The organism is Mycobacterium colombiense (assembly GCF_001665835.1).
In the GTDB taxonomy this organism is placed as follows: domain Bacteria; phylum Actinomycetota; class Actinomycetes; order Mycobacteriales; family Mycobacteriaceae; genus Mycobacterium; species Mycobacterium colombiense_A.
Genome location: NZ_LZSX01000008.1, coordinates 28,400 through 40,258, shown reverse-complemented (window position 1 = coordinate 40,258; position 11,859 = coordinate 28,400). Strand labels below are relative to the sequence as shown.

General features: G+C 65.0%; 15 protein-coding genes, 1 tRNA gene and 1 pseudogene. 5 read left to right on the top strand and 12 right to left on the bottom strand.

All coding sequences use genetic code 11. From position 1 onward, the window contains the following. Nucleotides 1-171: 171 nt before the first annotated feature. The gene (locus A5760_RS01480) at nt 172-816 is read left to right on the top strand and encodes a TetR/AcrR family transcriptional regulator (protein ID WP_082279283.1); all 645 of its coding nucleotides are present in this window, start codon (nt 172-174) and stop codon (nt 814-816) included. 36 nt (nt 817-852) lie between these two features. Here the strand turns inward: A5760_RS01480 and A5760_RS01475 are convergent, their stop codons facing one another. After that, nucleotides 853-1,044, bottom strand: a complete 192-nt coding sequence (locus tag A5760_RS01475) for a hypothetical protein (protein WP_064877318.1) — start codon at nt 1,042-1,044, stop codon at nt 853-855. A 2-nt stretch (nt 1,045-1,046) separates the two neighbouring features. Between A5760_RS01475 and A5760_RS01470 the strand changes: the two genes are divergently transcribed. After that, nucleotides 1,047-1,250: an SDR family oxidoreductase gene (locus A5760_RS01470; protein ID WP_064877317.1), complete on the top strand. Its 204-nt coding sequence runs from the start codon at nt 1,047-1,049 to the stop codon at nt 1,248-1,250. Nucleotides 1,251-1,582: 332 nt separating this feature from the next. Here the strand turns inward: A5760_RS01470 and A5760_RS27120 are convergent, their stop codons facing one another. Beyond that, on the bottom strand, nt 1,583-2,350 hold the full coding sequence (locus A5760_RS27120) for a hypothetical protein (protein WP_064877316.1): 768 nt from the start codon (nt 2,348-2,350) through the stop codon (nt 1,583-1,585). Between the two features lie 393 nt (nt 2,351-2,743). Continuing rightward, the gene (locus tag A5760_RS25870; RefSeq protein WP_082279282.1) at nt 2,744-2,887 is read right to left on the bottom strand and encodes an MmpS family transport accessory protein; all 144 of its coding nucleotides are present in this window, start codon (nt 2,885-2,887) and stop codon (nt 2,744-2,746) included. Nucleotides 2,888-3,063: 176 nt separating this feature from the next. Here A5760_RS25870 and A5760_RS01460 point away from each other — a divergent pair, with 176 nt between their 5' ends. Then, entirely contained in the window at nt 3,064-3,729 is a 666-nt protein-coding gene (locus A5760_RS01460) for a TetR/AcrR family transcriptional regulator (protein WP_064877315.1), read from the top strand. A 114-nt stretch (nt 3,730-3,843) separates the two neighbouring features. Here the strand turns inward: A5760_RS01460 and A5760_RS26495 are convergent. The 6 genes and pseudogenes from A5760_RS26495 to pgm form a co-directional block, all read right to left on the bottom strand. Then, nucleotides 3,844-3,951: pseudogene (locus A5760_RS26495) on the bottom strand (class I SAM-dependent methyltransferase); the annotation flags it as partial. Between the two features lie 6 nt (nt 3,952-3,957). Next, the gene (locus tag A5760_RS01455; RefSeq protein ID WP_064877314.1) at nt 3,958-4,770 is read right to left on the bottom strand and encodes a class I SAM-dependent methyltransferase; all 813 of its coding nucleotides are present in this window, start codon (nt 4,768-4,770) and stop codon (nt 3,958-3,960) included. 103 nt (nt 4,771-4,873) lie between these two features. Beyond that, a complete protein-coding gene (locus A5760_RS01450; protein ID WP_064877313.1) occupies nt 4,874-5,065 on the bottom strand; it encodes a hypothetical protein in 192 nt (63 codons plus the stop codon). Between the two features lie 674 nt (nt 5,066-5,739). Next, nucleotides 5,740-5,812 (bottom strand) — tRNA-Ala (locus A5760_RS01445). A gap of 56 nt (nt 5,813-5,868) precedes the next feature. Next, nucleotides 5,869-7,038, bottom strand: coding sequence for an MFS transporter (locus A5760_RS01440; protein WP_064877312.1), 1,170 nt, complete (start codon nt 7,036-7,038; stop codon nt 5,869-5,871). Between the two features lie 92 nt (nt 7,039-7,130). Beyond that, complete coding sequence (gene pgm / locus A5760_RS01435) at nt 7,131-8,774, bottom strand: phosphoglucomutase (alpha-D-glucose-1,6-bisphosphate-dependent) (protein ID WP_064877311.1); 1,644 nt, start codon at nt 8,772-8,774, stop codon at nt 7,131-7,133. Between the two features lie 101 nt (nt 8,775-8,875). On the opposite strand from pgm, the gene crcB (A5760_RS01430) reads away from it, so the two are divergent. Next, nucleotides 8,876-9,274: a fluoride efflux transporter CrcB gene (gene crcB / locus A5760_RS01430; RefSeq protein WP_064877310.1), complete on the top strand. Its 399-nt coding sequence runs from the start codon at nt 8,876-8,878 to the stop codon at nt 9,272-9,274. Then, complete coding sequence (gene crcB / locus A5760_RS01425) at nt 9,271-9,654, top strand: fluoride efflux transporter CrcB (RefSeq protein ID WP_064877309.1); 384 nt, start codon at nt 9,271-9,273, stop codon at nt 9,652-9,654. Before crcB (A5760_RS01430) ends, crcB (A5760_RS01425) begins: the two co-directional genes overlap by 4 nt. Before the next feature lie 18 nt (nt 9,655-9,672). Here the strand turns inward: crcB (A5760_RS01425) and A5760_RS01420 are convergent, their stop codons facing one another. Genes A5760_RS01420 through A5760_RS01410 form a run of 3 tightly spaced genes read right to left on the bottom strand, consistent with a single transcriptional unit; the run spans nt 9,673 to nt 11,658 of the window. Further along, entirely contained in the window at nt 9,673-10,299 is a 627-nt protein-coding gene (locus A5760_RS01420) for a GNAT family N-acetyltransferase (RefSeq protein WP_064877308.1), read from the bottom strand. A gap of 42 nt (nt 10,300-10,341) precedes the next feature. After that, entirely contained in the window at nt 10,342-10,698 is a 357-nt protein-coding gene (locus A5760_RS01415; protein WP_064877455.1) for a DUF488 domain-containing protein, read from the bottom strand. A 39-nt stretch (nt 10,699-10,737) separates the two neighbouring features. Beyond that, nucleotides 10,738-11,658, bottom strand: a complete 921-nt coding sequence (locus A5760_RS01410; RefSeq protein ID WP_064877307.1) for an HpcH/HpaI aldolase/citrate lyase family protein — start codon at nt 11,656-11,658, stop codon at nt 10,738-10,740. Nucleotides 11,659-11,859: the final 201 nt, after the last annotated feature.

Genomic DNA, 11,859 nt, shown 5'->3' with positions numbered 1-11,859 from the left:
GGCTCTCAGACCGGCACTCGTGGTCGACGGCCCAGGTCGACGGTGGGGCACGCGGCTATCGGTCTGCGTAAACATACCGGCCTCCTTGTCATGATGTCACTCTGTAGTGACATGTTGCCACTATAGGATGGCGTAAGTCAACTGTATAGTGACCTTGGATACGGAGGAGCGATGGAAACCGCGAAAGCCGAACAATCAGGTCGCCCGCAACGGAGCGGCTTGCAGCAACGCAAACGTCAACTAACTGTCGATGCCATCGTGCGCGCGGCGCAGCAGGGCATGCGTGAGCATGGCCTTGACGTGACTATGGATACGATCGCGGCGCTGGCGGAGGTGGATCGGCGCACGGTGTTCCGCCACTTCCCCACCCGCGAAGACATCATGAGCACCGCCTTCGTCGCCATGCATGCCGATTACCTGGGCGACGTACCGCCCTACGCCGGTGAGGATTGGCAAAACTGGCTTGTCGAGGTGGCACGCTGGGAGCACCGCACGTCGGCCCAGTTTGGCCGGCTCCTGTTGGACTTCCAGACGCGGCACTTATCGACACGGATGGCCGCGGTCTTCGACAAGGAGCGACAGGCACATAAAGACGCTTGGGCCATGATCACGTCGACCCTGTGGCAGGCAGCCGGTGGCGACGGGCCTTCGCCAGAACTGTTGCGCCAAATCGTGAATACGCACCTCAGTCCTATGTTCACCCAGGCGGTGCTGCGCGACGCAGAAGGAACTGCCGACCTTGCCGCCCAATGGGCGACCACCACGATCGCATCCACGCTGCGTCAGCTCCTCGGGGCCCAGGGTGTGGAGGCATGACTGAGACCGGGATGCGATCCGGCAAGGTCGCGCTCGTCACCGGGGCAAGCGCGGCATCGGGACAGCGGCGGCTCGCCTGTTCGCCAGCGAGGGCGCGACCGTCGTGCTCGCCGCCCGCACCGAGAGCGCGGTGAACGCCGTCACCGCGGACATCCCCGGCGCCTGGTCACCGATCTCGGCGAAGTGGCGAGTATCGAGCGCGCGGTGTCCACCGTTGTTGAGCGGCACGGGTGGCTCGATCTCGCGTTAACAACGGCGCGGTCGCGGTGCCGCCCCACCCGGTCGCGGACTTGCCCGAAGACGACTTCGACTTGGTCATTCAGATCAACCTCAAGGGCGTCTTTTACGCAGTGTCGGCCGCCTGGCCGCTCAGCGATCGCGCGTCGTATGTGACTGGCGTGGCGCTACCGGTCACCGGGGGCGCTGCAGTCTGACCAGTCTGCCGCATACCCCAGCCTGGGGAATCCGACGACGATGTCATCCGAAGTGCGACTGGCAAGATCTACCGGATTACCTGGGCGATTCCGCTCACTGGCACGTTGACTTAGAAAACTGACATCTCAATTTGGAACGGACACTCAGAAACGCGAAAAATGCTGGGAGAGTGGATAGTACGGCGTCTACCGGTAAGGCTGCATATTCGTTTCCGTCGTATTCAGTCAGTGGTACTGGGCGTGCGACGGCAGGAGTCAAGTCCGGAGCACCGTCGACAGCATGGCCGTCTCAGAACTCTGGGGTTTTGCGCGACAACGAAAAGTCCCGTCGCTTATGTCGATACCTCGATGAGTTGTCGGGCGCTGTCGACCGATGTCCGATTGAGGTAGGTCTGAATGTCCAGGGCGGCGAGACCACGCCATGCGCGGATCGCTTGGCGCGTTAGTTCCACGATCGGGGTTGCCGTGGCGCCCTCCGTCGCAAGCACGTGGGCCTGCAGGGCGTTTCCGGTTACAGCATCCAGCGTTGCCCCGCGGCCGGTACTGACAACTGCGGTCGAATGATATGCGGCCCTTAGGGCGTACAGGCCGGCGACGTGTAGGTTCGGTTTGCTGGCGCGGCAGGCGGTGCGAGCGGCCCGATCGGCGGCGTCCCAGGCAGCAATGGGTGGCATGCCGCCGGCGGCGACCGCGCGGTGCAGTTCAGCGATGTTCAGGACCGCCTTGTCCGCACTGCTCTTCGCGTAGCGAGCGGCGCGCTTCGCGTAGCAAACGACGCCCCATGTGGGGCTGGTCAGCAGTTCGGCCACCCAGGCGTGAATGACAGTGTCGTCGACATCGGCGGTTCCCACGGTCTGCCAGCCGAGTTCGAGTGCCAGCAGGCTGTTTTCCGGCGACAAGTAGCCGTCGGGCCCTGCCAGCAGATCGTTACATAGTTGAACGAACGCGGACAGTGGACGAGCCGAACAGTCCGGGAAGTCGCTGATATGGGTGTCGCCGTTGATGTAGGAAATAACGTTCATCGCACACCCTTTACCCGATCCCGGCTGGTGTGATCCTTTGGCCAACCTCAATGGGTGGGTGATCCTGTCGAAGTCCATGTGCGTGTCCTATCTGTAAGCACCGGAACGGTGACGGTGCGGCTCGGGCGGCGCGGCGGCCATAGTGCCACTCATTAGTGACACTATGTCACTGTTGAGTGACATAAGTCAACTGGGTAGTGGCGGTGACAACGGAGGTGCGGGATGCACACCGCGATGGCTCAACAACCAGGCCGCCCGCGACGGAGCGGCCTGCAGCGACGCAAACGTCAACTGGCTATCGATGCCCGCGTCCGCTGCGGCGCAGCAGGGCATGCGTGAGCATGGCCTTGATCCCAGTCAGCGGTAATGTCGACCCGGCCGTGCCGCTTGGGGTATGCGGGTGGTGTTGATCAGTCGTCCGTGTGCGATGAGAGATGCGGATTGCTTGAGGCGTTGCGTGCGAAGCGGATGTCATAGGTCTGGATCAGCGACGGCCACGGCATTGGAGCCAAAGACCGCGCGCAACTTCATCACCGCGACACCACCGATGACAACAGCCACCACGATCAGCAGCGACAGCCACACCCGCCGCACGACCCCCACTATCGCGGTCATCGCGGCCGCCCAGCGCTAATCGATTTAGCGTTCGGGAAGTCACGCCAATCGTGATGCAAGCCAACGACATAGGCCACTCCTGGGCGGCGGCTGCCGGGGTCTAGCTACGTAACCTAGTGGACAAAGTGGATATAGGTAATCCGTTTTTGGCGTGGGCGTCGTTACACTTGGGTTCCGTGAGCGCTTGCAAGACGACACGTCGCCCGCTGCGAAAGGATGCCGAGCGCAATCGGCAGCGGGTCATCGAGGCCGCCCGCGACCTGTTTGCGTCCAGGGGCATGGAGGCCACCCTCAACGACGTAGCCCACCATGCCGGTCTCGGGGTGGGGACCGTTTACCGACGGTTTCCCACGAAAGAAGAACTGCTCGAGGCGGTCTTCGAAGATGGCATGAACGAGCTCACCGGCCTGGCCGAATCGGCGTTGCGCCATAACAACTCGTGGGATGTGTTCGTGTGGTTCGTTGAACAAATGTGTGAAATCACCGCGACCGACCGCGGGATGCGGGAGATCGCCTTCAGCAAGGCCTATGGCGGGGATCGGGTGGATGCCGCCCGCGCACGGCTGGTGCCGGCGCTTTCGAAACTCGTCGAGCGAGCTCAGGATGACGGGTACCTACGCGCGGAACTATCGCCCACCGATATGCCTATCTTCGGGCTGCTGGCGGGAACGGTCAGCGAATACGCCGGGCATGTCGATGGCGATCTGTGGCGGCGCTATGTAGCCATCCTCCTCGACGGAATGTGTTATCGCAGCGACCAGCCACGGTTAAAGGCCAACGCGCTCGACGACGAACAACTCGACGCGGTGATGCAAACCTGGGATCCCGCCGGCCGACACTGACCACACCCGAATCAGAGCCGACTGGGGCGAAACCCCCGCTGCAAGAAGAATTTTCAACCCGCGCCGCAGGACGCACCGTCGCCGACGTTGGGGAGCAGCTCGCCGGGGCGTGGCACGGTCGTAGACCTCTTGGGACTGGATGGCGATGGCGTGCTCGCGAATCGCCTCGAGTGCCTCGGCCCACAGATCGAGGGACTTCGCGTAGTGCAGTTGCAGCGACTCGTGTGGTCATGCCACCGTCCGTGGCGTTCCAGGCCGGCGGAAGGTGAGGGCCAGCGAGCGCATTCGCCTCTTGGGCGTCGGCAGGAACTGGACCCGCATGTGGGGATCGGCGGCCTTTCCCAAACCGGTGAAGGCCGAGGGGCTGTAGGCGCGCAGGGCGCTGATATAAGCGTCGTGCATGACGGCGCCTGCTGCGGCCAGCGGGCGCACCCTCAATGCGATGGTTGGCATGATCAGCGGCAGCAGCGCCAGGACCGGTGAAGGCATGCGCTTGAGGTCGACGATGAGGAAGGTTTTGCCGACCCGGGTGGCGTCGGCGATGGCCTTGACCGCGACGGGTGGCGGGAGGTGATGGAACGCATTGGCGAATACCACCAGGTCGTAGCTGTCGTCTGGATCGTCGATGTTGGTGGCGTCGACGACCTTGGTTCTCACTCGCGGGTGGCGGCCCAGTGGGCCGCTGGCGACGTTGCGCACTGAATGGGGGTCTAAGTCGGAGATGGTGAGCTCGGCGGTGGGGTGCAGGTGCAGGATGTGGTCGGAGAGGCGGCCGTGGCCGGCGCCCAATTCCAGGATGCGGGGGGTGTCGATCCCGGCAACGAGGTCAACAGCGAGTTGAGCGGTGGACGCGTGCGTCCCCTGCCGGGTGCCCATGTTATCGAGTGCGGTGACGACGTATTGCTTGATCTGGTCGGGAATGTCGTAGCGGTCGGTGTACTCGAGGACGTCGGTTTGCAGGCAGCGGCTTAGCCACGACGCATCGTGGCCACCGCGCGGCATCGAGTCAATGGGCGAGGTGTGGGTCGTAGACGTGGTCATCACAAGGCCTTTCTTTCCTGTTGGTCGGATCGTGAGAAGTGGAAGCCGTAGCATCGCGGCGGGGGTGCATCGGTCTGGGTCGCGGCATGCAGTTGTTGCCTCGTCAGTGCCGGCGGTGCGTCGAGGCCGACTGGTAGGTGTGAGTCGTCCGCATGCCACCGATGGTCAGCCGAAACAGGCGCTGCCATAGCTCGGGGTTTTGGCTGCCGACGAAGTCGCTGACGGCACCGATAGCTATCAGGATCAGTGGAAATCGGTGGCCGAGCGTCACGGCGCGGCGACCGCGACGCAACATCGGCTTGGACCGTGATCACGAGCTGGAACTCCTAACCGGATAACTTTTATCCGCTTATGAAGAACCATACGCCCCCAATGTGGACGCCGCCATTCCAGTCAAAGACCGCCGTAATCCCTAGGTGGCAACGCCATGCGCTGCCCCCGACGTGCGGCGGTTTCGACCACAGCGGGCGGGACTGCGGCCGTAGAGGCTAGCGAGCGCCTCGGCCGCCGGTCGAATCCCTGCAGGATTGCGTTGGTGGTCAAGGCTTTTGATGCCGCCAATTCTCTGCGGTGACCCATGTCGGCCGTCAACGCCGACACCCTCGCGTCGACGTCGCCCGGGACTGTGAAGCACCGATCCAGCTAGGACGCTCGATCTCATGTCTGATCCGGAAGCGACCTACACCGACGGCACCAATGAGATCCGCCGGAATCTCAACGAGACTTTCTACCAGCGGATCTTCCTCGACGAACACGGTGTTCAGGCAAGCGACTTGAATCCGCCCTTCGACGAATTCCACCCGGCGCTTGCGATGTCGAGGAAAACCTCAGCGAACGCCACGGCCGTCACAACGAAACAAGGCCCCCTCGCGGGAGCCTCGGATCGAGCAGGTCATTATTCGTCTTCTGGATTGGCTCTTACTCTCGCCGACATCCTTTCGGGCGCGGGTTCGAGTAAGACCTCTTTAGTGGAGCTAAGGGGACTCGAACCCCTGACCCCCACACTGCCAGTGTGGTGCGCTACCAGCTGCGCCATAGCCCCATGAAGTCGTGCCCATCGAAGTTACACCACGGGTAACTGACCTTCAAAGTTGCTGCTCATACCGGCTCGACGTCCGACTCGGATGCGAGCAGATCTGCCTCCAGATCGACCGCCGTCCGCGTCTCCGGCGCCACCACCCAGCCGACGGCGGCGATCAGCAGGACGATCCCGCTGATGACGAAGCCCCACGTGTAGCTGAACTGCTCGGCGGTCCAGCCGACCGCCATCGATCCGACGATGGCACCCAGGTCCGACATCATCTGCACCGTCGCCACCGGTAGGCCCGCGCGGGCTTCATTGCCCAGGATGTCGGCGACGGCGGCCTGCAGCGGCGACATGTAGATCCCCGTCATCGCCCCGACCACGCCGGCCGCCACCATGAACACCGGCAGCGACGACACGAAGCCCAGCCAGACGGTCGCCACCCCGGACGTCACCAGCCCGATGATCAACAAGGTGCGCCGCCCCATCCGGTCCGACAGGTAGCCGCTCGGGATGACGGCCAGCGCATTGCCGCCCGCGAACGCCGCGAGCACCACGCCGATGATGCCGATGCCGCGGCCCATGACGTCGGAGATGAACAGCGGGACCAGGGCGACGCGCAGGCCGAACGCCGACCATCCCGTCGCGAAATTGGACAGCAGCGCCGACCGGTACGCCCGCACCCGCAGCGCCTCGCGCAGCGTCACCGTGGATCGGCTCGGCGGCGGCGGTGCGGCCAGGGCCGAGTTCCGCAGGCTGTAGAACAGCACCACCGCGACACCCAGCATGGCGACGCCGTAGACGACGAATGGTGCGGTCAGTCCCCATCCCGCCGCCAGGCCGCCGACCGCCGGACCGCCGACGGCGCCGACCATGAACGAAGTGGTGAACAGCCCCGCGATCCGCCCGCGCGCGTCGGGAGGGCTGATGTGGATCATCAGTCCCAGCGCCGAGACATAAAACATCGTGGACCCGATGCCGCTGAAGACCCGGAAAAGCATTAACTGCCAGTAAGCCTGGGAAAACGCACACGCGGCGGTCGACACCGCCACGATCAGCAAACCCGCGATATAGATCCGCCGCTCACCCAACCGCTCGGTGAGCAGGCCACTGACCGGTGCGAAACACAACCGGCTCAACGAAAAGACGGTGACCAAGAATGTCACCGCCTTGATGCTGACCCCGAAGGTACGTGCAAAGGTTGGCAGCGCCGGCGAGATCACCCCGTAGCCCAGGGCGATCATGATATTCGCCCAGCTCAGAATCCAGACTTCACGCGGCAGCCGGCCAGAACGGGACGCACGCCCCCCCGAGCGGGCAAGACGGAGGGAAAAAGTCACCCAATGACTTTATTAACTACCTCGCGCGCGGTTTCTTGCACCTCCGCCAAATGCTCAGGCCCGTTGAAGGATTCCGCGTAAATCTTGTACACGTCCTCGGTTCCCGACGGACGCGCGGCAAACCATGCATTGGTCGTCGTCACCTTCAATCCGCCCAGTGGTGCGCCATTGCCCGGCGCCGCGGTCAGCTTCGCGGTGATCGGCTCCCCCGCCAATTCCGTCGCGGTCACCTGGTCGGCGGAGAGCTTTGAGAGCCGGGCCTTTTGGTCACGGTCGGCGGGCGCGTCGACCCGCGCGTAGTACGGCGTGCCGTACTCGGCGGTCAGCCGCTGATAGCGCTGCGACGGGCTCGCACCGGTGACCGCGAGAATCTCCGAGGCCAGCAGCGCCAGGATGATGCCGTCCTTGTCGGTGGTCCACACCGAGCCGTCCCGCCGCAGGAACGACGCCCCGGCCGACTCCTCGCCGCCGAAGCCGATGGTGCCCCCGATCAGGCCGTCGACGAACCACTTGAATCCGACCGGCACTTCGATCAGTTTGCGGCCGATGCCGGCGACCACCCGGTCGATCATCGATGAACTGACGGCGGTCTTGCCGACGGCGATGCCGCCCGGCCACGACGGCCGCTGGGTGTAGAGGTATTCGATGGCCACCGCGAGATAGTGGTTCGGGTTGAGCAGGCCCTCGTCGGGCGTGACGATGCCGTGCCGGTCGGAGTCGGCGTCGTTGCCGGTGGCGATCTGGTAGCGGCCGGGGTTGTCGGACATCGTTCGGATAAGCCCCGCCATCGCGTCCGGCGAGCTGCAGTCCATCCGGATCTTGCCGTCGTGGTCGAGCGTCATGAATCGCCATGTCGCGTCGACCAACGGATTGACCACGGTCAGGTCCAGGCGATGCCGCTGGGCGATCTCCGCCCAATAGTCCACGCTGGCCCCGCCCAGCGGGTCGGCGCCGATACGCACCCCGGCCGCGCGGATGGCGTCGATGTCGACCACGTTGGGCAGGTCGTCGACATAGTTGCCGAGGTAATCGTGGCGTTGCGCGGTTTGCAGCGCCCGGGCCAGCGGGATGCGGTTGACGCCCGACCCGTCGCGCAGGATCTCGTTGGCGCGCTTGGCAATCGCGTTGGTGGCGTCGGTATCGGCCGGGCCACCGTTGGGCGGGTTGTATTTGAAGCCACCGTCGGAGGGCGGGTTGTGCGACGGCGTCACGACGATTCCGTCGGCCAGCGCCTCGGTGCGGCCGCGGTTGTAGCTGAGGATGGCGTGGCTGACCGCAGGTGTCGGGGTGTATCGGTCGCGGGAGTCGATCATGGCGACGACGTCGTTGGCGGCCAGCACCTCCAGCGCCGACACCCACGCCGGCTCCGACAGGCCGTGCGTGTCCCGGCCGATGAACAACGGGCCCGTGGTGCCGTGCGCGGCGCGGTACTCGACGATGGCCTGGGTGATCGCCAGGATGTGAGCCTCGTTGAACGCCCCGTTGAGCGCCGATCCGCGGTGCCCCGACGTGCCGAAGGCGACCTGTTGAGCGACGTCACCGGGGTCGGGCGCAGTCGAGTAATACGCCGTCACCAGGTGGGGCAGATCGACGAGGTCTTGGGGCTGGGCCGGCTGACCGGCGCGGGGGTTGGCGACCATGGTTACCAATTCTGCCTGTGTCCGCGTCCCCCCGGGCTGCGCCGGTCTGGACTTCGGCCATACGCTGCGTAGCGCACCGGCGAACGAAGGGAATCGACCCAGTGGCTCAACGGGACTATCGCGAATTGGCCGCGGTATTCGCCGGTGGGGCGTTGGGCTCCCTGGCACGTGCGGCGCTGGGCACCCTGGCCGGCGGTGACCCGACGAGCTGGCCATGGCCCACCTTCACGGTCAACATCGTCGGCGCATTCCTGGTGGGCTACTTCACCACCCGACTGCTGGAGCGGTTGCCGACGTCGAGCTATCGGCGGCCCCTGCTCGGCACCGGATTGTGCGGCGGTTTAACCACTTTCTCGACGATGCAGGTCGAAACGCTGAGGATGATCGAACACGGCCACTGGGGGCTGGCCGTCGGCTACACCGTGACCAGCATCGTGCTGGGCCTGCTGGCGGTGCACCTTGCTACCAAGTTGGTGCGCCGGGTCCGGGTGCGCCGATGACCGCCGCTGCGGCGACGACGACTCTGGTCTGGGTCGGCGTCGTGCTCATCGGCGGCATCGGGTCAGTGCTGCGTTTCGTCATCGACCGCACGGTGGCGCGCCGGCTATCACGGCCGTTTCCGTTCGGCACGCTTGCCGTGAACCTCAGTGGCGCAGCGCTTTTGGGCTTCCTCGGTGGTATGGCGCTGAACAAGGACGTGGCCATGCTGGCCGGTACCGCCTTCGTCGGTGCCTACACCACGTTTTCCACCTGGATGCTCGAAACGCAGCGGCTCGGCGAGGAACGCCAACTCCGCGCGGCATTGGCCAACATCGTCGTGAGCCTCTTGCTCGGTGAAGCGGCGGCCTTCATCGGACAGCAGCTGGCACAGCAGCTTTGATGCGGGCGCGCGGCGCCATCAGGTGTCGCGCTGACGGGGGACGTCTTCGGGAGTTCGGGGCAGCACGTACAGCGCCATCCGCCGGTTCGACATGTCATGCTCGCCGAGAAATGCGCAGCCGCCTCGTTCACAGAACTTGCGCGCCAACGCATTGCGGTGATCGGGGTCGAACATGATGCGGCGACACCGCGGATCGCGGGTGAAGATGCCGATGACCAAATACGGCAGCAGGTAACTGACGTGGCCGCGTTCGATGTAGTCCAAATCAGCGACAGCGACGTGCAGGCCCAGATCGTAGGGGTCATGCTCGTATCGCCGAGCAATGGAATCCTTTGCCGCTCTGTATATTTCGATGTATCCGCGGTCAACCTCGTCCAGGGTGGCGATGAGCGGGCGTGAGAAGCCGCCTTCCAATTGCGCCTTCAGGTAGCGGTGCCACCGCGCCGCCGGCCAGTTGGACTCCCACGCCTCGACCAGATGCGGTCGGCTCATCCACTCCGCGACCATCTCGGCGTCGGCATCCGGGTCGGCGACGCGCAGACCGTAGGGCGCAGGCAATTCCGGGATGGGCGGCGGCGCGACGCCGCGGATCGCCTCGGGAAGGTCGGTCAGTTCCCGCGGGAGGATCGGGTCGGGGGTGGTCATGTCAACGGGACGAGCCTACGACGTTGCCGGTTCGAAGCAGGTTCAGCGAGGTTTGAGCAGCTTGGCCAGGACTGCGGCCTGGCTGATGTCGAGCTCGCGGGTTGCCGTCACCAGCGTGATGGAACCGCGTTTGGCGAGCTTGCGCAGCTCGTCCAGGGCGCCGCTGTCGCGCAACTCGCTCTTGTAGCGCGACGCGAATTCGTCGAAGCGGTCCGAGTCGTGGTGGTACCACTCGCGGAGATCCTTCGACGGGGCGACGTCCTTGCACCAGATGCCCACGCGCGGATCGTCTTTGCGCACCCCTCGTGGCCAGACGCGGTCGACCAGCACGCGCTGGCCCTCGTCGGGGCTGACGTTGTCGTAGACCCGCGCCACCCGGATCCGGCCCTTGGCGCTCACCACATCAGCGTAATCGCGGACGTGCAGGCGTCCACTGGCTCAGTAGTGGTAGGTATCCGACGGCGCGGGCGAGTGATCGCGCTCTTCCTCGTCGATGTCCAACGCCTCGATGCCGTACGCGCGGGCCAGCTCCAGAATCTTGGTGGCCCGGGCGATGCGGGGCAGGTCGGAGCCGTTGCGGATCTCTCCCCCGTCACGTTCGAACTCGACGAAGAACTCTTTCGCCCACGAGATTTCATCCTGCGACGGCGAGAGTCCCTCGTTGACGACGGCACATTGATCGGGCGTCAGGCAGATCTTGCCGGTCATCCCGAACTGGGTGGACACCGCGGTGGCCTCGATCAGTTTCAGCGGATTGGAGCCGATGGTCGGCCCGTCGATCGCGCTGGGCAGGTTGGCGGCCTTGGAGGCGATGGTGAAACGTGATCGCGTGTAGGCCAGGGTGGCCGGGTCGTCGCCGAAACCGGTGTCGCGGCGGAAGTCGCCGATGCCGAAAGCGAGCCGGAAGGTGCCCTTGGTCGCGGCGATCTCGGTGATGCGTTCCAGGCCCCGGGCCGTTTCCACCAGGGCCACGATCGGCACATCGGGCAGCCGCTTGGCGGTCTCGGTCACATGGTCGACCGATTCGACCATCGCCAGCATCACCCCGCCGACCGGGGTGGTGGCCAGGGCGGCCAGGTCGTCGGCCCACCAGGGGGTCCCGAAGCCGTTGACGCGGACCCAGTCGATGTTGCCGGCGCCCAGCCAGCTCACCACGTTGTCGCGGGCGGCGTTCTTGTCCTTGGGCGCCACCGCGTCCTCGATGTCGAAGACGACGATGTCAGCGCGCGAGTTCACCGCGGATTGGAACCGGTCGGCGTGCGTGCCGTTGACCAGGAGCCAACTCCGGGCAAGGACCGGGTCGATGCGAGAGCCGATGTCTTCGGGCTCGGCGGCGGTGGTGTTGACCGGTTCGTACATGTCGGCTGATCTGTCGTCTCTGTGTGTCGGGCGGGTGCGTTGCCCCTAACCGTAACCCGACCGGGTGAGAACTCAGTCCGGACGGTCGTGCGACGTCTCGCTTTTGCGCCGGGTTTCCCGCCGGAGCCTCCGCTTGCCGCGGCCAGCAAACGAAAAGCCCGCGGCATCGAGTTTCGACGTTGCTGGCCGGGGTAAGCCATC

Excerpts from the sequence above, each read along its gene's own strand:
- A5760_RS01480 (WP_082279283.1), top strand. The coding sequence starts at position 172 with ATGGAAACCGCGAAAGCCGAACAATCAGGTCGCCCGCAACGGAGCGGC.
- A5760_RS27120 (WP_064877316.1), bottom strand. The coding sequence starts at position 2,350 with ATGGACTTCGACAGGATCACCCACCCATTGAGGTTGGCCAAAGGATCA.
- A5760_RS25870 (WP_082279282.1), bottom strand. The coding sequence starts at position 2,887 with ATGACCGCGATAGTGGGGGTCGTGCGGCGGGTGTGGCTGTCGCTGCTG.
- A5760_RS01455 (WP_064877314.1), bottom strand. The coding sequence starts at position 4,770 with ATGACCACGTCTACGACCCACACCTCGCCCATTGACTCGATGCCGCGC.
- A5760_RS01450 (WP_064877313.1), bottom strand. The coding sequence starts at position 5,065 with ATGTTGCGTCGCGGTCGCCGCGCCGTGACGCTCGGCCACCGATTTCCA.
- A5760_RS01440 (WP_064877312.1), bottom strand. The coding sequence starts at position 7,038 with ATGATCGCCCTGGGCTACGGGGTGATCTCGCCGGCGCTGCCAACCTTT.
- pgm (WP_064877311.1), bottom strand. The coding sequence starts at position 8,774 with ATGGTCGCCAACCCCCGCGCCGGTCAGCCGGCCCAGCCCCAAGACCTC.
- crcB (WP_064877309.1), top strand. The coding sequence starts at position 9,271 with ATGACCGCCGCTGCGGCGACGACGACTCTGGTCTGGGTCGGCGTCGTG.
- A5760_RS01420 (WP_064877308.1), bottom strand. The coding sequence starts at position 10,299 with ATGACCACCCCCGACCCGATCCTCCCGCGGGAACTGACCGACCTTCCC.
- A5760_RS01410 (WP_064877307.1), bottom strand. The coding sequence starts at position 11,658 with ATGTACGAACCGGTCAACACCACCGCCGCCGAGCCCGAAGACATCGGC.